This is a genomic window from Paenibacillus sanfengchensis (assembly GCF_036864765.1).
Lineage (GTDB): Bacteria > Bacillota > Bacilli > Paenibacillales > Paenibacillaceae > Fontibacillus > Fontibacillus sanfengchensis.
Map to the genome: position 1 here is coordinate 1 of NZ_JBAGJC010000010.1, position 23950 is coordinate 23950.

Annotated in this window: 15 protein-coding genes and 1 pseudogene; 3 read left to right on the top strand and 13 right to left on the bottom strand. The window is 52.7% G+C overall.

The window, feature by feature from the left end:
• Together V4U84_RS19490 and V4U84_RS19495 are read left to right on the top strand one after the other, a co-directional pair.
• Positions 1 to 206 (top strand): annotated as a pseudogene (locus V4U84_RS19490) (transposase); the annotation flags it as partial.
• Positions 207 to 244: 38 nt separating this feature from the next.
• A complete protein-coding gene (locus V4U84_RS19495) occupies positions 245 to 1147 on the top strand; it encodes an IS3 family transposase (protein ID WP_334074351.1) in 903 nt (300 codons plus the stop codon).
• Between the two features lie 457 nt (positions 1148 to 1604).
• On the opposite strand, the gene V4U84_RS19500 is transcribed toward V4U84_RS19495, so the two are convergent.
• The 8 genes from V4U84_RS19500 to V4U84_RS19535 form a co-directional block, all read right to left on the bottom strand.
• Positions 1605 to 1952 (bottom strand): hypothetical protein, encoded by a 348-nt coding sequence (locus tag V4U84_RS19500; RefSeq protein WP_334075414.1) that lies wholly within the window; start codon positions 1950 to 1952, stop codon positions 1605 to 1607.
• 47 nt (positions 1953 to 1999) lie between these two features.
• Positions 2000 to 3304, bottom strand: coding sequence for a HAMP domain-containing sensor histidine kinase (locus V4U84_RS19505; protein WP_334075413.1), 1305 nt, complete (start codon positions 3302 to 3304; stop codon positions 2000 to 2002).
• Positions 3305 to 3477: 173 nt separating this feature from the next.
• A complete protein-coding gene (locus tag V4U84_RS19510) occupies positions 3478 to 7314 on the bottom strand; it encodes a GH32 C-terminal domain-containing protein (protein WP_334075412.1) in 3837 nt (1278 codons plus the stop codon).
• 95 nt (positions 7315 to 7409) lie between these two features.
• Entirely contained in the window at positions 7410 to 8291 is an 882-nt protein-coding gene (locus V4U84_RS19515; protein WP_334075411.1) for an ROK family protein, read from the bottom strand.
• Positions 8292 to 8318: 27 nt separating this feature from the next.
• The gene (locus V4U84_RS19520; protein WP_334075410.1) at positions 8319 to 9794 is read right to left on the bottom strand and encodes a glycoside hydrolase family 32 protein; all 1476 of its coding nucleotides are present in this window, start codon (positions 9792 to 9794) and stop codon (positions 8319 to 8321) included.
• 49 nt (positions 9795 to 9843) lie between these two features.
• Positions 9844 to 11454, bottom strand: a complete 1611-nt coding sequence (locus V4U84_RS19525) for an ABC transporter substrate-binding protein (RefSeq protein WP_334077786.1) — start codon at positions 11452 to 11454, stop codon at positions 9844 to 9846.
• Positions 11455 to 11735: 281 nt separating this feature from the next.
• Positions 11736 to 12617: a carbohydrate ABC transporter permease gene (locus V4U84_RS19530; RefSeq protein ID WP_334075408.1), complete on the bottom strand. Its 882-nt coding sequence runs from the start codon at positions 12615 to 12617 to the stop codon at positions 11736 to 11738.
• A gap of 17 nt (positions 12618 to 12634) precedes the next feature.
• Positions 12635 to 13528 (bottom strand): ABC transporter permease, encoded by an 894-nt coding sequence (locus tag V4U84_RS19535; protein WP_416367277.1) that lies wholly within the window; start codon positions 13526 to 13528, stop codon positions 12635 to 12637.
• Between the two features lie 510 nt (positions 13529 to 14038).
• Here V4U84_RS19535 and V4U84_RS19540 point away from each other — a divergent pair.
• On the top strand, positions 14039 to 15085 hold the full coding sequence (locus V4U84_RS19540; RefSeq protein WP_334075407.1) for a LacI family DNA-binding transcriptional regulator: 1047 nt from the start codon (positions 14039 to 14041) through the stop codon (positions 15083 to 15085).
• Between the two features lie 63 nt (positions 15086 to 15148).
• On the opposite strand, the gene V4U84_RS19545 is transcribed toward V4U84_RS19540, so the two are convergent.
• The 5 genes from V4U84_RS19545 to V4U84_RS19565 form a co-directional block, all read right to left on the bottom strand.
• Positions 15149 to 15760 (bottom strand): TetR/AcrR family transcriptional regulator, encoded by a 612-nt coding sequence (locus V4U84_RS19545; RefSeq protein WP_334077787.1) that lies wholly within the window; start codon positions 15758 to 15760, stop codon positions 15149 to 15151.
• A gap of 18 nt (positions 15761 to 15778) precedes the next feature.
• Positions 15779 to 16657, bottom strand: a complete 879-nt coding sequence (locus tag V4U84_RS19550; protein WP_334075405.1) for an SDR family NAD(P)-dependent oxidoreductase — start codon at positions 16655 to 16657, stop codon at positions 15779 to 15781.
• Between the two features lie 175 nt (positions 16658 to 16832).
• Positions 16833 to 18002 carry a DUF4179 domain-containing protein gene (locus V4U84_RS19555; RefSeq protein WP_334077788.1) on the bottom strand — a complete coding sequence of 390 codons (1170 nt, stop codon included), beginning with the start codon at positions 18000 to 18002 and terminating at the stop codon, positions 16833 to 16835.
• Complete coding sequence (locus V4U84_RS19560; protein WP_334075403.1) at positions 17965 to 18567, bottom strand: RNA polymerase sigma factor; 603 nt, start codon at positions 18565 to 18567, stop codon at positions 17965 to 17967. Before V4U84_RS19560 ends, V4U84_RS19555 begins: the two co-directional genes overlap by 38 nt.
• A 467-nt stretch (positions 18568 to 19034) precedes the next feature.
• Entirely contained in the window at positions 19035 to 23912 is a 4878-nt protein-coding gene (locus V4U84_RS19565) for a S8 family serine peptidase (protein WP_334077789.1), read from the bottom strand.
• Positions 23913 to 23950: the final 38 nt, after the last annotated feature.

The following is a 23950-nucleotide window of genomic DNA, read 5'->3' on the forward strand; positions in this document are numbered from 1 at the left end:
GTTGGATTAGAGATCATCGGGACTCTATTTCGCCTGAAGAAATTCCTGCGGCAGACGAACATGTTCAAGAGTTGCAACGCCTGCAGGAGGTAGAGCAACGCTACCAAAAGGCCGTTAAGGTCCTTGGTGAAAAAGAACTCGAAATCGAAATTTTGCGAGAGTTGCTAAAAAAGCAAAACCCCGCTTATCTGAAAAATTTGAAATAGCCGACCCATTCATTAAGCGGGGGGAACCGGCAGCTGTTGTGCTGCGCATTCTTGGGTTGTCAGAATCAACGTATTACGACCGTAAAAAGCGACTGGCCCAGTCAGCAGAAAAAGGCGAAGAACGTCCAACCGAAAGCCGTGCAGGTCGTCCCGTGCCTGGATACTCTTACACGGCTACAGGTGAGAAAGTTAGCGACGCACAAATCAAAGAATGGCTGCTCGAACTCCTTGAAGGAGAAGAGTTTGTCTATGGTTATAAGTTTTTGGCCCAATCCCTTCGAGATAAGTATGATCTCATCTTCAACAAAAAGAAGTCTTATCGACTTTGCCAAGAGTTAGACATATTGCAGAAACCTAGAAAGCGCGTACGTTCCCACCCTCGCCGATTACCGAGAAATCGAGTTATAACGGGGTCAAACCAACTTTGGCAAATGGACATTAAATATGGATACGCGATCGGGCAGGAACGGTTCTTTTTTGTACTCAGCATTATAGATGTGTTTGACCGAATGGTAGTAGGGCAGTATAGAGGCCCAGTATGCGAAGCTAAACAAGTCGTCCAAACCTTATGGTATGCCTTGCAAGACCGTATAGAGCCCGGCGAGCCCATGCCGGTGGTTCGTACAGACAATGGTCCGCAGTTCGTCAGCAAGCTATTTGGAGATACCTGTGAAAGCTTGGATCTTATTCATGAGCGTATACCACCTCGGTCCCCCAATATGAACGCCTACATTGAGTCATTTCACAGCGTCCTGGAGCGCCATCTGTTTAGCCAAAGGGACTTTATGACCCTCGATGAAGCTTATGAGGCGCTGGACCAATACATGGACTTTTACAACAACCGAAAAATTCACGGTAACTTAAGAAAAATGTCTCCAGCGAAGTTCTCGATATGGGTGAGGACACTGGAAGACACCTCTGCCTTTCATAGAGCGGTGTAATACGGCAGAATAAGGAGCAATCCTGTGAATTCATAAACATTGTAGGGTAGGACTCCGGATTAAGGGGGCCTAGCCGAATCTGCATCTTTTTCCTTCCAAAATCACCCTTTTCCCGCCAACTTAAGAAAATACCTGCACATACGCATCTTTTTCATTCTAAGTCCACCAATACCTCCAAAGTTCCTGCACTTTTGCATCTTTTTCGCTCGGTTGGGAAGAAGTGGGGTACGATTGGATAGCGTGAGATTACGGTCAGGTTTACGGTTAGGTTGCAATCTGATTTATGGCTTCGTCGTACTGTGACCGACTGTTTCCGGCTGTGCCAAGCCATGTCCGCCTGTGTCTGGTCGTTTCCGACTGCTCCCGGCGTTTCTGACCGTGGACCAGCCCGGCGCATGGCCAGAGCGCAGCGCGAATCCGCCATGCGCGGGGGCTCCGATAACCGGAAGCCGGCTCCCTATCTTTTGTCCACTTGCAGCAGCGCAATATCCTTCAGTCGATATGTATGCTTGATTTTTTCCTCCGTGATGACGTTCAGCTTCAGGAGGCCGGCGATTTTGGCGGTGTCCGGTTTGGAAAGCAGACGCCACAGTTCCAGGTCCGGGAGCGCTTCATAAAGCTTGTTCTCGTCATACTCCCGTCGGGCCTGATGAATGACCCGGACCGTATGTTGTGCGAGCTCCAAACCGGTGATTTGCCGCTCTCGGCAATGCTCCAGAATACGTTCGCGAAGCTCCGCCAGTTCCTGCTCCAACTCCTTCATCCGCTGTTTGACTTCAAAATAGCGCGCCACGATCATGTCCATATCCTTCAACTCCTTTATATCCCATGGATATGCCGTAAGCTGAAGTTTTAGGACAGCTTGTCTTCCGGATCCCTGGCCCCGGCCGCGCTCCCGGTCTGTCCGGGTTCACACAAAGGCAGCGTGATGGTAAAGCGGGTCCCCGCGCGGTGGACGCTTTTCAGCGAAATCGTCCCTCCCATTCCCTGGACGGCCTGGTAGGAGAAATTCAGCCCCAACCCGGTCCCCCGGGACTTGGTCGAGAAAAAAACGGACCCCAGCCGTTCCACCTGGTCTTCCGTCATCCCGATCCCGTTATCCGCAATCGTTAAAACGGCTTTTGACGCCTCGGTCCAGAGGTCCAGCGTCACCTTTCCGTCGGTAACGGCATAGCAGGCTTCAATCGCATTTTTGATTAAATTGACTAGGATCTGCTTGATTTTTTCCGGATTGGCCAGAATCGGAACCGGATCTCCCGGCGCCTCCAGCTCAAGTATCACATTGTTCATATTGGCGTAGGGACGCATGACTTCCACGGTAATCCGCAGCTGATGCGCCAGATCGGTCGCCTCCTGTTGATCCGTTAGCGGCTTGGAAATCGCAAGGTATTCGGAGAGAATATACTCCGTACGCTCCATTTCACTGATGCAAATGTCAATATAGCGTTGCACTTTCTCCTGATCCAGCCGGGACTCCCGAATCAGCTTCAGGAACCCCTTGACGGCGGTTAACGGGTTCCGTACTTCATGGACAAGCGAGGCGGCGACTTGGCTGACCACTTCCACCTTTTTGTTCTGCATGTATCGGATAAACAAGTCCTTGTCCGCGGCAGCTTTCTGGAAAAGCCAGATCAACAGACAACTGCCGAAAAAGTTTTGAACCGGAATAATCACAATATGGAACCATAAATGACTTTCGATCAAAGCGGGATTGTACCAATAGACGAGCAGAAGCGGAACGATGGAAAAGACGGACCCCGCGGTTAAGGTAACGCCCCACTTTTTGTCGGTTTTCCGATACCATTTGTACAGCAGAAGCGAAATCGGAAGCGTAACAAGCAGAATAAGCATGGCGACCCAGGTTCCATCCCCGCCGAGGTATAGCCGATACAGCACAAATTCCGGCAGAAGAAAGAGACCTGCTCTATAGCCGCCGAAAAGCAGCCCGAAAAACAAAATGATATACCGGATGTCGTAAAAATACCCGCTCACCGCGCTTGCCCCAAAGGTCATGGAGAAGAACAGGCAGATCGTGCTGATCACGATAATGAACGGGGTCGAAAAATTCCGGGGCTTGTCCCGGTAATATACGTTAAACGCCAAAAAGGGGATCAGGGCAAAAAATAACTGAAGAATAATTTCCTTAACTACGGTCATCCATAGTGTCACCCTTCACAGGTTACTGGTTTGGTTTTAATCGGCTGCTGTTCTCATCATATTTCTTTTTTTGAAAATCGTATACAGATAAACTGTAAAAAAAACACGGTTAGACAAAGTTCACACTCTGTCCAACCGTGTCGAATGGTCGGATCGACAATGTCGTCCTTCATTTACGGTTCTTGAAGCTTCCATTTCTGCCTGTCCAGGGACGGGGCCGGAGGTTTCAAGCTTAAGCCGCTCCCGTCCTCCGTAACTTCAATGGCTTGCTGGTGATAAGCCGAGATCACGGAGACCGTGCCGTCCTCATGTTCGGAAATCAGCCAGCGCTGATTGGGATAGCCGAGATAATCGTACAATTGAAGCTTGTTTTGCCCGGTATCGAGGTCCAGCGCTTTCCCTTCTTCGGTTCGAATCGAATAAGAGCCCGCCTCGTCTCCGGTAGGTACCAGAACCCAAACCCGATTGCCGCCTTCCTCGGCCAAGTCGGCCGGAACCACCGGTTCTCCGTTTTGCGATTTCTCGGCAAAAAGCACTTGAGGCCCTCCGCTATGGACAAGGATCGCTTTTTGCAATTTCGCGGGTTCCATGTTGCTCGCATTCACATTTTGGAAAAAAGCTTGCCCGCCGAACACATGAACGCCTATATGTCCCTCGGCGAATGTTCCGTCGGCAACCTCCATCATTTTCACGTCGTCCACAAACACGCGCATTTGCGGTCCGCTTGCTTCGATGCGAATGCGGTAGGTTTTCCCCGGCTGCAGAAAGGCCGGCACTTTGGCGAGCACCTGTCTCTCCGCAAAGGCTCCGTCCAATTTGTAAAACAGGCGGAAGGCCTTCATATTGGGATCGATGTTAAAATAGTATCCGCTCCGTCCGTCCGGGCTGGCCCGGAACAGAAGGGAACCCGCTCCACCCGAACGGGCCAGCGTCATCTCGGCTTCCAGCGTAAAGTCCCCCGCCTTTTCCCGGGCCATGTAAGCCGCATCGCCGTCATACCTGCCGCGGATGCCCTGTTCCGTGGCGACCCACGTCGCTCCGGAAACATCCGATGTCCAGCCGGTCAAGTTCGTACGAAACTCGCCGGCGAATACCTTGACCCGCACCCAGGCGGACGCTCTGCCGTCGGCGGTGGAAGCGGTGAGGATGGCCTCGCCTTTTCCTTTGCCCCGTATGACGGCCCGCCCTTTATCAGAGGACTCTATAGCCGCGACAGCGGCATCGCTGGTCGTCCACCGAATCGGCGCGGTACCCCGGTTTTTCAGGTCCGCGACCGCCGCCTCCAACCGTAACGCGTCACCGACGGAGATTTCGCGGTCGTCCGTATCCATGATCACTTTGGGCCCCAGTTCATCACTTATGCTCCATACGTTTTTTAGCGCGTTCACCTTCAAGGAAACCAACTTGACCTTGCCGCCGTCGGCATAGAAGCCCATCTCCCGATGAGCCGGATCGGGAAAAATGACATCGGAAATCACCGCCCGGCCGTCATTGCCGAAGACTTCAACCGAGCCATCGTCGACGAAGGCCTGCAGCCGGATCCTTCCCTTCTCCGGTTGAAGGGGCGCGGTATGGAAGGTGCTGAACAGCGGTGAAAATTCCGTGTTGCCGGAAGCCGAACGGTCCACAAACATTTGCTTTTGCGCCACCTTGTAACCGGCCACCGTTTTTTGTTCCCCTCCCTCGCGCAGCCGGAAGCCAAATTCCTTGACCGTGCTGCCTTCGGGAATCTCGATGACCGCTTCAATTTCAAAGGCTCCGGCGGAAAGACCTTTCAGAAGATTCGCTTCCTTCGCCGTCACCAGCCTGTCTTTGACAGAGAACACTTCCCGCTCCAACGAATCCAGTTCCTGAATCGGAGCCTGAAACAAGCGGAGTCCTTCATCCGTTTGCCGCAAGGTGACCTCCCTCGGAATGGAGAGCGTCCCCTTCCACCCTTGCGTCGGAAAGGCGAACGGGTAATCCCAGTTGGTCATCCAGGCCAGCATGATTCTGCGCGAATCCGGCAGATCGGAAAAGGACATGGAGGCATAGAATTCTTTGCCGAAGTCCGTCGTCAGCACCTTCCCGGCGGGGTTATCGTTGACGAATTTCCCCTCCGGGGTGAGCTCCCCGATAAAGTACTCCGCCGCCGAGCCCTGTGTTTTCGGATTGGCGCCCGTACTGATCATCAGCACCCATTTCACCTCGTCCGTCCCCTCCACTTTAAGTTGAAAGAGGTCGGGACACTCCCATACGCCGCCCCGGACATAATTCCCGTATCCGAACAGGTCCGCAAGCGTCCAGTCCAATAAGTTCGTCGAGGTGAAAAAGCGGATATGGTCGCCGCCGGAGACCACCATGACCCAACGGTTATTCGCTTCGTCCCTGACGACCTTGGGATCCCGGAAATCCCAGCCTCCCGGCTCTTCGCCCTGCTTGCCCGGGTTCTCGATCACGATGGGACGCTCCTTGGAATACTCCCAAGTCCGGCCGGCATCTTTGCTGTACGCCAAACCGATGCGCTGATTCCCGTTGGGGCCATCCGGATGATAGGAGGTATAATAAGCGACCAGGCCTTTGCCTCCTGAATCGGCGAACAGCCCGGAAGCGTTCTCAAGATCCGCCACAGCCGAACCGGACCAGACATGACCGTATTCATTCCAGGGAAGCGCGACGGGGAGCCGTTTCCAATGGACCAGATCCGGGCTTACCGCATGAGCCCAGGTGCCCCCGTCCTGATGAAACAGGTGGTATTCCCCTTCGAAATAAACAAGCCCGTTCGGGTCGCTCGCCGATCCCCTGGCCGGGGAGTAGTGATAATCCGGCCGGTATTTTTCCGCGTAATAATCGTCTTCCGGTGTTAGATAAGCATCCTGAAAATACGCTGTACCGTCCGATACGGAGAAGCCGGCGTGTCCCCGGCTAAAGCTGTGATCGGTGACTTCGATCGCCGGTTCGGCGTATCCGTCGAGCTGCACTTTAACGCGAGGTCCGACCGCCGCGATCTCCAGATGATGCCTGGCCGCTGGCGGCGACGGATATGCCTGGTCCGATGTCTGAAGCACAGTTCCGTCCATCTTCCGCAATTGAACGCGCACTTCGCCCTTCTCTTTCACCAATGCCGCCTCGTATCCTTCGGTCCCGCTTGCGTTCACCCGAAACAGCAGCCCACCGTCTCCCCGCTCCGATCCATCCGGTCCAAAGGAGAGGTTTCCTTCCAGGACAAAATTATCCCCCAGTTCGCCGAATAGTTGCAGCGCCCGGTTTGAACCCGCCTTCGTGCGCTCACTCATTCCGCGAATTCCTTGGAGATCCGGTTGCCAGCTCCCCGTTTCTTTCACCAAAGAACCCAAATTGCTCTTAAGTTCACTAACCTTTACGTTTTGAAAAAGCGCCGATCCGCCCCGGGCGTGTAGTCCCATATACCCCGTAGCGTAGTTGGCGTCCGCCGCCTCAAGAACCGGGGCGTATTGATTGCCCCAAAACACCTGAATCCGCTTCCCCTCCGCTTTGATCTTCAGCCGGTAGATTTCCCCTTGGGACAGCGTAACCTGCCGTTCTCCCAACGTTCTCCCCTTCCCCGACCCGTCGATCTCGCTCAAACGGAGCATGCCCGTTTTCGGAACAAGGGTCAGCTTATAGAAGGACCGGCCTTCCGTATCGGAGCGGAAAATCAAGGATGGCTCCGCATCCCGGCCCATGACCATCACATCGGCCTCCAAAACAAAATCGTCCGCCTTCGCCGCGGCGATCGCCATGACCTCATTCCCGGCATCCGGGGTCACAAGAGCCCCCTGCTCCGTGTCCTCCATTTTCCCTTGGCCCTTAACACGCCACCCCGTCAAATTGGTCATAAAATTGATTGCGCTTTCAAAATTGATCGCCGTATCCTCCTTTTCCGCAGGGCTTATAGAACGGTTACTTTCCGCCCGGCCGGTATTCGGTTGTCCGATCAGAGCCAGTATCGCGCTGAAAACAAGCAGCGCCGACATCGACGCAGACAACAAGGAGTGGGATTTTCTCAACATCCGCCCTCTTCCTTTCCAAATGGAATGTTCGCGGCGTGAGGCGGGACAGGAAAGGCAAAGAAGCCCCTTCCTATCCTCAACCCTTTACCGCCGCATTAAGCCTGATCCCTTAATGCGGACAGGCCCAAGGCCAACGCGCCGCAAAGACCCGCTTGCTGCCCCAGCCCCGGAGGCACAATGTAATCGTCGATATGTTCCAGAATTTCCCCGGCGCTCAAATATCCGTTCAGATTTCGCTTCACCGCCTCCCGGATCAAGGGATAGAGCTGCGCTTGCTGCATCACTCCCCCGCCGAGAATCACTTTCTCGGGGGAGAGCAAGAGGATCGCCCCCGCAATCGATTGGGCGAGATAAAACGCCTCGATCTCCCAAGCCGGGTGATCCGCCGGAAGCTCATGCCCTTTCACCTTCCAGCGCTTTTCCAGGGCCGGGCCGGAGGCCATTCCCTCCAGGCAATCCCCATGGAAAGGGCAGGCTCCCGCAAAATCATCGTCCGGGTGCCGCCGGATCAGCACATGTCCCCCTTCCGGATGGACCAGGCCGTGAACCAGCTTGCCTTCCGAATAGACGCCGATGCCGACCCCCGTGCCTACCGTGTAATACAGGCAGCTGTTTACCCCCCGGGCGGCCCCCCAGGTCGCCTCCCCGAACGCGGCGGCGTTGACGTCCGTGTCCCATCCGAACGGTACCGGAAATTCCCGCCGCAGCGTGCCGAGGAAGTCGAAATTCCCCCAGCCCGGTTTCGGAGTGGTTGTCACATAACCGTAAGTCAGGCTATCTTGGCGGATATCGATCGGCCCGAAGGAACCGACTCCGATCGCATCCGTTTGCTTTCCTTTGAAAAAGGCAATAACTTGGTCTAGTGTCGTCTGCGGGTCTTCGGTCGGAAAGCTGATGCTCTCCGCAATTTCCCCCCGCTCATTCCCAATGCCGCAAACAAATTTGGTGCCGCCGGCCTCAATCGCTCCAATTCGCATCGTAAGTCTCCCTTCTTTTCGCTGGCCTCATTCCGGGATTCGGGCGGACGGCTTCAGAGTATACACCTCAAGAACGTCCAGCATCATGGTGTCATCCTCGGCAACAAAGGAGATGCCGCCCGCTTCGCCTTTCGGATAAATCAAATCGGTGATCACGGCCTGCCCGCCATTCGCGAACAACTCGATCGAGGAGCGGTCCACCAGAAGCCGCAGCTCCACCTTATCGCCGGCCGCGTACAACTTGGCGTGATGGGTACCCGGGAATTGTTCATGAAAATCGTGTATGCCCGATTTTTTGCGGTCCACGAACACCTCAAGCTCCGCCGCATTCACGCCGGCCACAGTTTCACAGGCGTCTCCCGCTCTTACCTTGAAGGCAAAGGACCGGCCTGCGGGAGCTACGGCTCTCAGCTCGAAACTCTCAAGCTGCAGGGAACGCAGCGCCGTTTCCGCTTCAGCCGCGGATATGCCTTGAAGGCGCAGCACGGGGACACGGGCGCCCTCCAGCTCCCGGGCTGGCTTTTGCAGCAAATAAACCGCGCCGTTTCTTTCTTCCAGCGATAGTTCCCTCGGTACCGTCATCGCGCCGCGGAAGCTGTCCGTCGGCGTCAGATTAGCGTATTTCCAATTGCTCATCCAGCCGATGAACAGGCGTCTGCCGTCCTCCGCGGGCACGTCGGACCAACTGACCCCGGCATAATTGTCCCTGCCGTAATCCAGCCAGCGAATCTGGCCGGATTCCGCGTCGGGCACAAACGTCAAACCATCGAAATCCCCGGTGAAATACTGCGTGCGCGAGCCCTCCGGATACTCCGGGTTATCCCCGATGCTGACCAGCATCACCCATTTCTGTCTGGAAGGATCCCCGTTAATGGAGAGCGAAAACAGGTCCGGGCATTCCCAGACTCCGCCGTGGAATCCGATGCCGTCGCCGAACTCGCTGCCGAAGGTCCAACTTTTCAAATCCGTTGAGTGATACAGGCGAACCGTTTGACCGCAAGCCAAGATCATGATCCACCGCCCGGTGTCCTGATGCCAGAACACTTTGGGATCGCGGAAATCGACCAAGCTCTCGTCCTGAAGCACCGGATTTCCTTCAAACTTGGTCCAGGTTCTGCCTTTGTCGTTACTGTAAGCAAGGCTCTGGGTTTGAACCGGTTGCGAGCCTGCCGTTTCCCGGCTATGGGTGAATATAGCGACCAGGCCCGGTTTTTCGCCGAAAAAGCCGGTCGTATTATGCCAATCGACCACGATGCTTCCCGAAAAAATCATCCCGATCTCGTCCGGGGCCAGGGCGATGTCGAGCTCCTCCCAGGTCACCAGATCTTTGCTTACGGCGTGTCCCCAGTACATCGGTCCCCAGGTCATGCCATGAGGATGATGCTGAAAGAACAAGTGATACTCCCCTTCAAAGTAAACCATCCCGTTCGGATCATTCATCCACATCGTCCTGGGCGAAAAATGATAGACTCCTCGGTAATTTTGTTTGATAAAAGTTGACATAGGTTTCTCTCCCTCTCCCCGAATTTATCCGGCGGCTCTATATCTGAACTTATTTTTTCGTTGCTCTGTCATAACCGGACTGTTTGATTTCCATCCATTCCTTCAAGCCAAGCCGGTCCAGTTCCTTCAAATATTCGTCCCACTGCTCGTCGATCTTGCCGTTCTGGTACCATTCGGTGCGCATTCTCAATACATAGGCGAACAGATCCGTCTCAATCGTCGTCAGCCGTTCAAGCTCTTCAATCGAGTTGAACACGCTCGGCATCGATCGTTCCGCCTTCATATGGGGCGCCATGATTTCCTTGATGATCCGCAATCGTTCCTTGGCATCGTCCGGCAGCGTCGTATACTTGCCATAGTAGCTGTCCAGAATGGCCAGCGGCCCGCCGACACTGGTCTTTTCTCGGAGTTCCACCGGGGCGGTTCCGTTCAGCGGCAAATGCTTCAGCGTATTTTTTTCCGCATCGTATTCAAAAATGTTCTGTTGAGTTTCGTCCCCATACGTTCCCCAGTTGTTTTGCACCGATTGAACCGGATCGTACAACTGGTCCACCCATTTCGCCGTCGTCTCCAGGTTTTTGTTGGCGCTGGTAATCACCATTCTGCCGCGATGGAAGCCCAGGGCATTGATTTGGGTGACATTGATTTCGCCGTCGGGACCGGCGAGCGGAGGCATCACGTCATAGCTGTCATCGGCCCCGGAAATATTGCTCTTGTCCCAGGAGAAATACAGTCCGTACTTGTGATCCTTGCCTTTGGCCAAATAAGTGCTCCAATCCTGCGTATAGGCCTCGACGTCAATGAGCCCCTCTTTATAAAGCTCATGGATAAACTTGACCGCTTCCTTATAGCCTTCCTCGGCCGGCGCGAACACCACTTTGCCATCATTCGTGACGACAGCGTGGTCGGCGTTCTCCCCAAGCCCGAACGAAGCGAAGAGGAACACCAGATCCTCGGCTCCCGGTTTATTGATAAAAGATAACGGAATTTCATCCGCTTGGCCGTTCCCGTTCGGATCCTGCGTCTTAAAGGCAATCAGCACCTTCTTAAGCTCCTCCGTGGTCTTTGGCATTTCGAGCCCGAGCTTCTTCAGCCATTCCACATTAATCCACGGAACGGCGTCCACCGCCTGAATCCGTTCCTTGCCGCTGCCCAGCTCTTCGATCCAAGGAAAAGCATAGATATTCCCGTCCGGAGCCGTAATCATCGCTTTGTATTCCGGAGCATCCTCCAGCACTTTTTTGAAGTTGGGCATATGCTGCTCGATCAGGTCGTTCAACGGGATAATCGCCCCGTCCTTCGCCAGCTTCAACAGCTCGTAATCGCTGTACCCCGCGTCAAAAATCGCATCGGGAAGATCCCCGCTCGCCATGGCGAGATTTCTTTTTTCGACAAACACGTCCTTGGTGAAATTCTTCCAATTAATATGCACGTTCGTCTTTTCCTCAAGCCGCTTGTTGATCAGCTTCTCGTTCGGGTCGGACGGAGCGAGCGGCGAGCTTTGGGTTATGAAGTTCAGCGTCACCTTGCCGTTCGGATCCTGCTTCTCGCTGGCGGCCCCGCCGCCCCCTCCGCCGCAGGCCGAGAGCAAAATAGCGGAAGCCAAGAGCGTTACGGATATCGATTTCAAGGCGCTTTTCGGTGTACTCATTTTTCTCATTGTGGATGACCTCCCATTTTATTAAAAAGTACATGATGTATAAGTTGAACTAATTGATTTGCTCTAGGCAAAAGTGTGAAATGATTCTGGAGAAGCTACAAGCTTTCTGCAAGAAAGCTGCTTCGGAAGCATAAGCCTCGCTCGCCTTTGTGACCGGATTTCTACCTCCTAGGTAATAATCATGAAATCTGGGAACAACAGCGATCGGAAGAACATTTCACACGGCTGCCTCGTATGCAATTTAATAGATCAACTTATCTGCATATATGTGCTGCCGCCCCCTATTTCAGGGAACCGACCATGACACCTTTCTCGAAATACTTCTGAAAGAACGGATACATAATGACCAGCGGAAGACTGGAGATGACGATCGCCGCATATTTGATAATCTCGGACAAGCGCTTCATTTCCGCCATGGCGAGCTGGTCGCTGATCATCCCCGGGTCCACCTGATTCTGAATCAGAATCGAACGGAGAACGAGCTGGAGCGGATGCAAATTCGGATTGTCCAGATAGATCATCGCGTCAAAATAGGAATTCCATTGGCCGACGAAGGCGTACAGGATAAGCACGAAAATAATCGGTTTGGAAAGGGGCAGTACGATCCGGAAAAAGATGCTCGCTTCCGAAGCCCCATCGACATCCGCGGCCTCGCGCAATTCGCGGGGAACCCCTTTGAAAAAGGTGCGGGATAAAATAATGTTCCACACGTTAACGGCCCCCGGGATAATCACCGCCCAGATCGTGTCGAGCAGCCCCAAATTTTTGACCAGCAGGTAAGTCGGAACGAGCCCCCCGCCGAAGAACAAAGTGATCAGAAACAAGGTCATAAACCAGCCCCGGCCCTTCAGCCGGTCATCCGATAATGCATAGCCGGCAAAGATGGACACCGTTACCGTGAGGAGCGCAAATGCGCTGGAATAGAGCACCGCGTTGCCGAAGCCGCGGATCATCGCCGGGTTGGACAGAATTTTCTGATAACCGTCCAGCGTCCAGTCCGACACCCGGAAGGATATGCCCCGGCTCAATAACACGGAGGGATCCATAAAGGAGGCGACCACGATATACAATAGCGGAACAACCACGACCAGAACGGCCAACGCCAGGAAAAAACCGTTCAATTTCAGCAGAAAGCGGTCGAAGCGGGAATGTTTAATGGGCATTGTTGTTTGCTCCTTTCTCAATAAAGACCATCGCCCTCGTTTAGCTTTTTGACGATAAAGTTCACCGTAACCAGCAGAACCACATTTATCACGGAATTAAATAAGCCGACGGCTGCCGAGTACGCGTAATCGCCCGATTGCAGACCGATTTTGTAAACATAGGTCGGAATGATTTCCGATGTCGGCAGATTCATCGCCGTCTGCATGAGGTAGGCTTTTTCAAAACCGATGGACATGATTCCGCCCGCCGCCAGGATAAATACGATAGCCATAATCGGCCGGATCGTCGGCAGATCGATATTTCGAATCCGCTGCAGCAGATTTGCCCCATCGAGGTTGGCCGCATCATGCAGCTCGGGGTCCACATTGGCCAATGCGGCCACATAAATAATCGAGGACCAGCCCGCTCCCGTCCAAATATCCGACAGAATATAAATCCACCTGAAGTACTCCGGCCTGGACATAAACATGATGGGCTCGCCGGTCATCCAACTGAACATTTGATTGATCGGCCCCGTCGGCGACAGGAAGATAAAGAGCATCCCGACGATGACCACCACCGAGATGAAATTGGGGGCGTACAGAAAAAGTTGAATGTTCTTCTTGACTCCCGCACGCCGGACTTGATTCAGCATCAGGGCCAAAAGAATCGGCACCGGAAAGCTCAAAATCAGGCCAAAAAAACTTAATTTAAGCGTATTCATAAAAATTACTTCGAAATTGGGAGATGACAGAAACTTCTCGAAGTGTTTAAACCCTACCCACTCGCTCGCGAGAATGCCCTTGATCGGGCTAAAATCTTTGAATGCGATAATCGCACCGTACATGGGACCGTACTTAAAAATAAGAGTTAGGATCAGCGCCGGCGCTAGCAGCAAATAGAGAAAGGAATGCTTCCGCAAATATTTCATCCAGTTTGGCTTGCCGGAGTGAACAAGCGCCGGTTTTCCTTGGGTGGTATTCATCAGATTTTGCAAATTTGTGGCCTCCGTTCTTCCTGACTTTGCATTTGTCAACAGTAAAGGCTTTCAAATTTTCGATTCCTGTGCCTTTTTGTATCGAATGCACTTACAATTTAACAAACGGAATGGTTTAGGTCAATACATTTTGCTAAAATATTTTTGTGCATTTGTAAAAATTATTTCGATATTAATTCCTTATTATATTTACAAATGCATACAATTGTTGCGAATTATCATGTTATTACGACATTTTTAAGTGATATTCTAATAAAAAGCTACTCCCCTCACTTTTTCCTCTATGGATAAATTATTTATCCCAAGTCTCCAAATGTAAACTTATGTGTGCATATGTAAAATTAATATTGCTATTTCCAGCGAACTGTTATACATTGGAAGAGTCGAAGTTATCGTGTTCTCACTTCGTAGGAATAGATTAAGTATAGATACAGAGGTGAAAGAATGGCGAAGGAGAAAGTAACGATCCAGCATATCGCCGACGCTCTGGGAATTTCCCGAAACACCGCCTCCAAAGCGCTGAACGGAAGCGGGAGCATTCCGGATGAGACCCGGAATAAAGTCATCAAGAAAGCTATCGAATTGAAATATAAGCAGTTTGCGTTTATGGAAAGCGAGAGCCTCTTAACCAAGAGCTCCAATACGAGAAACATCGCGCTTTTGACCGAAAACTTGCCCAATACGTCCCATTTCGGGTCCACGCTGATCAGCGGCCTGGAGAAAAGAATCAGCTCGGAGGGCTACAATTTATCCATCCATATCGTCAGGGATATTGAGATGGAATCTTTATCGCTTCCGAACAATTTTGACAAGTCGAATGTCGACGGCATCGTCTGCATCGAGCTTTTTGATCTGGAGTACAGCAAGCTGATTACCGACCTCGGAATCCCGACCATTTTTATCGATTGTTCCGCCCATGTCTGCTACCCCGAATTTCAGGCCGACGTCCTGTTGATGGAGAACGAACACAGCACGTACCGGTTGACCAAGAAGCTGATTGAAGGCGGATACAAGGAATTGGGGTTTATCGGGGATTATAACCATTGCCGGAGTTTTAACGAGCGATGGGTGGGATTTAACCGGGCATTGACTGAGGCCGGTCTTGAGCTTAAGCTATCCCAATGCGTTGTGGATGACGACCGCTTGTTCTCCTCCAAGCCCGGCTGGATGGATGAGCGGCTGAACGAGATGGGGAAGCTGCCTTCCGTGTTTGTTTGTGCGAACGATTACATTGCCGTAAGCGTCATCAAGGCGCTTAAGAACCGAAACCTGGCGATTCCCCGCGATATCGTAATCTGCGGCTTTGACAACGGACCGGAGTCCGTGATCGTCGAGCCTCATTTAACGACCGTTCATATCTACAGCAATGAGATGGGGATTAAGGCGGCGGAGATGCTGCTGTCTCGGATCCATGATCCGAACCAGCCTTATCAGGTTTCCCATATTTACACAAAACCGATATTCCGGGAATCCACCCCGGAACTCGGATAGCCTGCCGCCAAGCGGGCAAGCAGCAAAACGGCTGGATAGGGGAGGCCCTTTCCAGCCGTTTATTTAGGGTTGCGGTTTGTAAATGCCGATTTTCAGGATGGTTATAATCTCTTCAAATTCTTTAGTGACCTCCTGCAGTCTGGAAGTCCCGCGATCGGGCAAACCGCCAAACTCCTCCATAAACTTGCGGGTTTTCATCTCTAACACCGAGGCGACGATTTCCAGGGCTCGCTCCGTCACAAACGTTTCCCGGAAACGGGAGGTATCTATTTTGGTCCTGAACCATGCTTCTCCTTGTTTTTTTATCCGCTGCTCCCGCTCGGCAAGCTCCGCCCGCAGCTCCTCCGGGGTATCTTGGAACGCGGACACGACCAGCTTATAAATAGTCGGATATTTCATAAACATTTTAACCTTCGCTGTGCTTATCGTTACATAACGTTCCAGTATATCTTCGGGCATCTCGCTTAGTTCCGCATTCAAAAACGCCTCAAACTGGTCCAAGCATTGATCCAAAATTTGCAGGTACAGCCCTTTTTTACTTCCGAAATAGTGAAAGAGAATGCCTTTGGATGTGTTCGCCTTTTGGATGATCCGATTGGTGGATGCCTTGCGGTACCCCTGCTCGCTGAATTCTTCCAATGCATACTGCAGAATGATATCTATCTTGCTTGTCATGAATAGTCCCCTCCCTGTCTATTTCAATCCGGTAAGCTTCTCGCTGACTTCCCAGAGCTTCCCCCATACCGCCTTATCGTAAGAACTGCGGGAAGAAGCTACCTCACGGTTTAGCTCATCAAAGTACTTTCCGGAGACATGAAGCAAAGAAGGGGCTGCTGATAGGTAGAAATAAGTTTCCGCCATTTGCTCGGGGTCGATGGAGAACCTCCGCTTGATCCGATAGAGCGCGCCCATCCAGGCCGGGAGGTGATTATAGCGTCCCGCGTCCACTTTGACACTAGGTACCCGGATGGCGTTCGCCGTAACCCCGGTCCCTTTCAACCGCTCGGCGAGCTCATAGGTAAACATCAATTGGGCAAGCTTGGAATGGTAATAGGCCCGCGTTGGCGAATATTTCATTTCGCCGTTCAAATTATCAAATTCGATCGTCATACGAGGATAAGACAAAAGACCTTTCGAAGCAATGGTAATAATCCGGCTCGGTGCGCTTTGTTCAAGTCGACTTAGCAGCAAATTCGTCAGGAGGAATGGCGCAAGGTGATTGGTGGCGAAGATGTTCTCCACACCGTCTTCCGTCAACACGGGCCGCTTCATGGATAAATCGAAGTTGGCGGCATTATGAATCAGCACATCCAAGCGTTCAAACTCGCCAAGTACGGTCTTCGCCAGCCTGCGAACATTTCCCTGTGACGCAAGGTCCGCTTGAAGCACTTTAACATCTCCATTGCCTGTTTCCTGCCGGATTTCCTCCGCGGCCTTCTCCCCGGCATTCGCATTCCGGCACACCATGATCACCGCGGAACCCGCGCCGGCCAGACGCTTGGCCGCCCGCTTGCCAATCCCGGCATTGGCCCCTGTAATCAAGGAAACCTTCCCCTTCATGTTCCATTCCATTATGATCACCCGTTAATTCAGCATGGTTATTGACCATGTGGTCAATGTTGAGCTTATTATACGCCGCATTGACCATACGGTCAATGCGGCGTTTTCTTAGATTTCTTTAGTAGTCCGGGAGTATAACCTATCCTTGATTCAGGTAAAGTACAGCAGGCCCATTCTTTTACTTCCGCTATTTCAGATCCACCTTGAACTCCAGTTCGCTGATATATTTCTTTTCCCCAAATTTGCCTGAGGTACGGTCCACTTTTTGTACATAAGGTTTAATCGTAACGGATTTCGGCTTCTCTTTGAAAGGCGTGAAGAGGAAGTCTATATGATACTTTCCATCAATGATGTTCATTCTGTTATCGTAAAGATCGTCCACCTGGTTGTTGTTCTCATCGAAGATACTGACCCCGAATGCATGCTTACCGGCATACAGATATTTGTCAGGAATTTTGTATTCTTCTCCGAGGCTCTTGAACTCTCCTTTACCGGTCATGGTCAACCGTGTACTGATCGGCGTCAGTTCCAGTTTATCCAAGGTGAGGCTGAATCCGTCATGGGATTTGACCGACTGCGGGTTCAAGACGAGATTTTCGGTGTTTTTCTTCACCGGAAACTTCAGCACATAAGGTTGGTCGGCCCCCGTCATGTTCACTTGCAGCGTCAAATCGAAAGACTTGCCCAGTGCCGGCCGTCCCAAGTTTCCAGGATGGCCCGATGTGCCGGTACCGAAAGGGAGGGAATCATTGAAGTTCAGAATCGCCGAATCCCCGCTTGTCCCTTCTTCCAAAATGTAACGGCCGACAAAGTAGTTCTCGCCATTAACGATCATTCTGATGTCCTTGATCACGCCCTTGCCGCCGGTAACTCTGTCGCCGTTGGAAAGAACGTCGCCCAGCAGTTTGTCATCCGTTTCGCCTTCTCTCTGTAAAGCAACGGAGATGCGCGTCCCGTCATAGATATAACCTGTACTTTTAAGCGTGATGCCGCTGTGGCTGTCTTCGGCGTTAACGGGCTGATACAGCCCCTGCTTTACCCCCGCCTGAAGCCCCTCATCACCGTATTGCTGGAATACGTTGCCGATCAACGGGACCTGGCTTAACGCGCTGGCCATGGTCGGGGAAACAAAACCGCTGCCGATGACCCCAAGTCCCATGGCCGCGGCGATCCCCGAGATCGCCGCCGCTTTTTTCATCATGCTGCTCTTCCGATCACGATGACGAATACCTGTATTTGTTTTGTTCATTTCCTCCACAATCCTCTCTTCCAGGTTTAATTCCGGCACTTCCGTAAGATTGATCATATACTCCAAATTTTCAATAACCTGCTCTGCTGGATCCCATGTTCGTTTCAATTTTGGCGCCTCCCTTATTACGTTCATATTGAACCAGTTTTTTACGGATGCGTTCATATTTTTTTCGCAATGCAGCCGCCGTACAGTCCATAATCTGCCCGATCTCCTCAAAAGTGTACTGCTCTACCGCCTTTAACAGCACCAGGTTTCGCTCGTCAGGCGTCAAAGGATCCAGCAGCTCCATTACGGCGGATTCCCGTTCGGTATGGGTATATAAACGGGCTTCATGCCGATACTTGTCCGCCAACCTTTGCTCCCGTTTTTTCTTCTTCAACACATTCATGCTGTGATTGTAGGCGATTCTGTACAGCCATGCCGAGAAAAGGGATTCCCCCCGGTAGTCGCCGATATTTCGATATGCCCGGATAAAAATATCCTGGAGCGCATCCTTCGTCTCCTCAGGGTCTCTGATGAGATAGTAACAATAGATATACAACTGTCTTTCAAAATGGCGAGTGATCTTGATAAACGCTTCCTGGGAGCCCACCTGCGCCTGCCGAGCCCATTCATCGATCAGCGCTCTGAGCTCTTCCCCGTTTACGGCAGCCGTTGTTCTTTTATCCACTCCATCACCTCCCGTGTTCCGAATTCGTATATATGACAACCGATTCTTCGCGATTTGTGACATGAAATTAAAAAAAACCGCCGGCTCGATGCCAGCGGCCAAAACTCTTATGATTTCCCCAGATAGGTTGAACTAAATAAATGATTGGCGTTGGGCAAGGATGTGATAGGGTTTCGGAGTTACGTTGCCAACATCCACAATTGTAGATATAAAGCCCCACTCCACCTTCGGAGTCTACATCATTAACGGGAAAATTTAACGGGAAAATTTCCCGTTAATGTACCGCTCTTTGGCTCTTGGATCGGATTTAGCTGGAAAAGCTCCATCTATTTCGCGGTCCCATTGCCGATATGCACTATTTCAGGCGAATTAGCGGGAGGTTTTCCAGCTAATTCGCCTCTGCAGCCGCATACGTACCAAATTAACGGGAAGAATTCCCTTTAATTCGAACCAAACCATAGTTACCTTTATAGATTTCTGTATAAACGATACATCACCACAGCCGCTTCCGCCCGCGTGGCGAAAGCTTCTCCTTCAAAGCGGTTCCCGCTTTTTCCCTGCAGGAGCCCCAGACCGGCCACCTTGGCGGCAGCCTCCTTCGCCCACGATGGAATCTCCTTTTGATCGGAGAAGGACGAGGCCGCCGGGGCTGCCGTCTTCCCTTCCGCATGCTCCAACGCTCTGGACAGAATTATCGCCATCTCGGCCCGGGTGATCGCTTGATCCGGCGCGAAGGTCCGGTTGTCGTACCCGGTCACGATTCCCGCCTTCACAACGCTTTGGACGGCATCGTAATACCAACTGCCCGCAGGGACATCGCCGAACTGCACTTCCGCAGGCCCGCTCGGCTTCAAATCGAGCGCCCGTGCCAGCAGGGAGACGAATTCCGCCCGGGTAACCTGTTCCTGCGGACCGAACAAATTCCCGCTTCTTCCCGTCACGATGTCCTTCGCGGCAAGCACTTCAATCTCGTTGACCGCCCACGAGTAATTTGTCTCGGTCACGTCCGTGAACTTCATTTCCTTGGCCATGAACATGTAACGGCTAAAGCTGCTCAATCGGGCCACAAGGCTGCCGTCTTTTAGAAGGGTCGGCAGTTGGACCGGCTGCCCCTGTTCCGGAAGCTTGAACAGGCTGATTTTTTCGGGATTCAGCTTGGCTGCGACGAGCGCTTCGACCGGGATCGATACCGTCACAGGTTGGCTGAACGCAGGGTTGCTCAGCACCTTTCCGCTCTTATCCAGCACGGCGAAGTCATAGTACTTCCCTGCCGGTCTAAGCACGGCTTCCGGGTTTAACCCCGCCAGCAGCGTCGCTGCCGCCTCATCCGTGGCCGGCGTCACTTGAACAAACCCGGCCTCCCCGGGAAGAGCCCCCGCCGGCACGGTAACCGTCAAGCCGCCCTCCAGGGAAACCACGGTCGGCTCTCCGTCCTTGACCGCCACTCTGACGGATCCGGCTGGTGCCTGCTCCAGCTTCGGTGTTACGGGTGCCGGTGTGAAAGTACCGCTACTGCTGCCATTGCGGCTGCTCTTGCCGCTTCCGCCACCGGAGCCACCGGAGCCACCGGAGCCTGGCGCATCGGTAACGGTAATGTCCGCGGTCACCCGCAAAGCGCCGTAGTTGATTTCTACCGTGGTGCGGCCATCCCGCTTCCCGGTCACCTGCCCCTTATCTACGGAAATCAGCGCCGGATTGGCCGGCGTGTACTCGGCTTCCGCCGTTACGTCGGTCTCCTTCCCTTCCGCGTTCCGGTAAATCACGGTCAACTTCCCTTTAGAACCCTCCTGAAGGGAAAGCGTCTGCGGTTCTACCCGAAGCGCGGGCTTCTCCAAAACGGTGACTTTGGCTTGACGCCGGGAATCCGCCTGAATTTCCTGACCGTTCTGGTCGAGCAGCACGAGATTCACCAATTCAAAAGAGTACTCCCCATGCGGCGCCGCCCCGAATCGGAAAGACGCCAATGATCCGATTCCGGTGTATCCCGGGGTGCCGTTCAATGCAACGGAGTATTCGTACCGGCTGCTTTCCGGTGAAAGCTCGTAAACCGCCCCCGTTACGGACAATTGCGCGTCAGGATTCCATTTCGCCTGATGTTCGCCCAGTTGCGGGCTCGGCACAACCTCCGGCATCGTCAGCTGCTTACTGTACACCAGATCGAATTTCGCGGAGTATACCGCGGCGGTAACGTCAAAATCGACGCCTACCGTAAAGGGTTGATCCGCGGGTACTTGGCTCGGCAATGCCGTCACAACAACCGCGTTTTTCACCTCGGATTTGTAATTTACGACATGGGCCGGGACAACCTGGCCGTTCCCGGCAAGATCATAGATGTAAATTTCATAGGAGTTCTCTCCCGGATTCACGGGAACCTGAACGGCGAAATTCCCGTTTTTATCCACGGTCCCGTCAATTTGTACTTTTTTCCCGTCATTTGCACTGCCATAAAGCACGGCCACACCGATCACGTCCGGAATGGATAATTTCCCCTGTGACACCAACAAGTCGATTAATAAATCCTGGGTAATCATGCCGGAGATGGTCCCCGAGAAGCTGGATTTATCCACGACAATGTCGGGTTCTCCGAGCTTCGCAAGAGGCGCCGTGGTATCAATGATGAAGGCTGCGGCTTGATCCTCAAGAGGAACTGCATTTTCTCGTCCATCCCCTACCCAAGGCACTAAATAATACAAACCTTCATTCAGTCCCGAGCCATTCCAAGGCTCATTAAGTTTATAGGTGCCCGGATTCAAATCGTTCCCGTCCAGCAGCATTCCCAACCATTGGCCATCGGCGGCATGCACATCCAGGGAGAAGTAAGGAACGCCTTGATTTAACTTGAATGATATGTTCGTAACATCCGATACCGTATCCCCGTTTGGAGAAAAAATGTCCGGTTCCAGCGTTACATCGGAAACCGTGGCGTTTTCCGGCGTCTCTCCAATATAGAGAGCGATAGGCATTTGAATTTCATGACCGCTGCCCGGATCCGCCAGCTTCAATTCGCCCTCGTAATACGTGGCGTCCGTTTGTTCGGGTACTTTAACGGCAATGGAGAAATCCCCCTGTCCTCCTGCGGGAACATCGACCTGACCGTTGGACAGTTCAAGCTGAACCGGCGATGAGCCGTACCATTCGGTACTCAGGACGTAAGAAGAATTCTGTCCCGCGATATCCTTGACGGTAATTTTCCGTTCGCCGGCGGACCCCAAGGAAACATAACCAAAAGAAATGCTGCCGGTATAGTGAGTAAGCGAATCCTTGCCGCCCACATTTGCGGTGGTTTCCTCGGCCATGGCGACCGCTTTGGCCTTCAGGATTTTTTCAAGCGAAATGCGTCCGGCGCCTTGCTCCATGTGTTTATAACGGGCTCCAAGACGGTCATTCAGCTTAACGGTATTATTCATCATCAAGGCCTTGATTTCGGATGGAGTCAAATCCGGGTATTTTTCTTTAAGTAGAGCAGAGGCCCCTGCGATATGCGGTGCCGCCATACTCGTGCCGTTTTGCGCCGCATACCATCCCTCGTACTCGGGTACGCTGGAAAGAACTCTCACTCCGGGTGCGGTAATATCCGGTTTAATATCAAACGAGGGTTTGGATGGTCCCCGGGAACTAAAATCGCCCATGATATCCTGCTCCACGGTTGTGTCAAACGTAACTTTCAGTGCAGAATTAGCCTCTAGTTCGGTCTTGATCCGTTCTCCCGCTACACCGGACAAAGCGTAGATCGGAATCGTCACGTTGATCTCCCCGAGTGTCCCGCTCTCCAGTTCACCCGGCACATTGTTAAATATAATGGCGCCGATGGCTCCGGAAGCTATGGTATTTCTCGCTTTTTCTTCAAAAGAGAGCTCCCCGCGCTTGATCAGTGCGATTTTTCCGTTCAAGTCCTTTCCTGCATAATCCGCCTCTCTGCCGAAACCGACGTCCACCAATTCGTATTCTTCCGTCAAGGTTTCAATCCCCTGGGACTTATCGAACGTCTCCATGAAAAAGGCGCTGTCGTCCGAGCCGCCCACCTTGATGATGGGTGTCTCCATCGGGTGTTTGGAGGCCCCTACCGTAACCGCCAGCTCGGCTGATCCCGGATCGCCGACCGTCGCTTCACCCGGGCCATCGTTTCCGCCGGCTACGATTGCAATGACGCCCGTTCTTACCGCGTTGTTGACGGCGACGGAATCCGCGGACGCTTCATTGTTTCCTGGCGAACCCAAGGATAGATTGATGACGTCCATGCCGTCCTCGACGGCCTTCTCAATCCCGGCGATGACGCCTTCGTTCGTTCCTCCTCCATAGGGACCCAGCACTTTATAGGCGTAAATATCCGCTTCAGGGGCTACACCTTTGATTCCCTCCATTCCCGCTGCGCCGACACCCTGGCCGGCAATAATTCCGGTGACGTGGGATCCGTGCGAGGTGTAATAAGTTTTCCCCAGCTCGTTCACCTCGGGGAGATTCGGGTTTTCCTCCCGGGCTTTATAGTAATCCTCCTTCGTGGTTTCATACGGTTCCCCGTCGTTATTGATAATGTCGTATCCCCAATAACCGTCCGGATTCCGGACGATAGCCCCTTCCAGGTCGGGGTGATCCTTCGCGGCCCCGGTGTCGAGAACGCCGATCTTGATCCCTTCCCCCCTGGCGCCTTCGCTCCAGAGCGCTTCGCTCCCGATAAAAGGAACGCTTCCTTGCGCGGTAACCAAGGTATCCGGCTCGGATGTAGCATAGACCGTTTTGTTCGGATACACGGCTTTGACTCCGGGCAGCGTCAGCAGTTCTTCCACCTGATTGGCCGCCAGGGTCAGCGAATATCCGTTAAATACCTGGGTAAACTCACGTTTAATCTTTGCATTCAACTGACTCTGTGCCGCTTTTTTGAAGATGCTCTTCTCGAGTTTAATCTTTGCGAGATGCGATGAAATGGATGGCCCCTTGAGACTTGACTTGCTTTGAACCTGCCCGGCCTCGGCCTCGAACACTTTCACCGGGGTCTGCTGCAATTCTACGATGACGGAAACGGGTTCTTGGCTGTCTGTGAGGGGAACGTAATTTTCGGGTTGAAGTGAAGAAGAGGGAAGAGGTGCCTGCTGCTCGATCTTTAGGGCTTCATCATGAAAAAGAGATTGGGAAGATGACCGGGCGGATTGACTCTGCCGCTGTTCCCTGCTCAACCTCGGATCGGGTTTCAGGTCATCCAGCGATACGGCATTCCGGTCCAAACCGGAGATGACTTTAACGGCGCTTTCTGCCTGTTGGAGCGACTCCTCCTGCGCTCCCGCTGCCGGCAATAACAGCGTAAAAGTTAACAGAAAGCTTAAAATTCCTGCAATGACTCTCCTGCTCAAACTCTCTCATCTCCTTTTATTTGGTTTTTATGTACGTT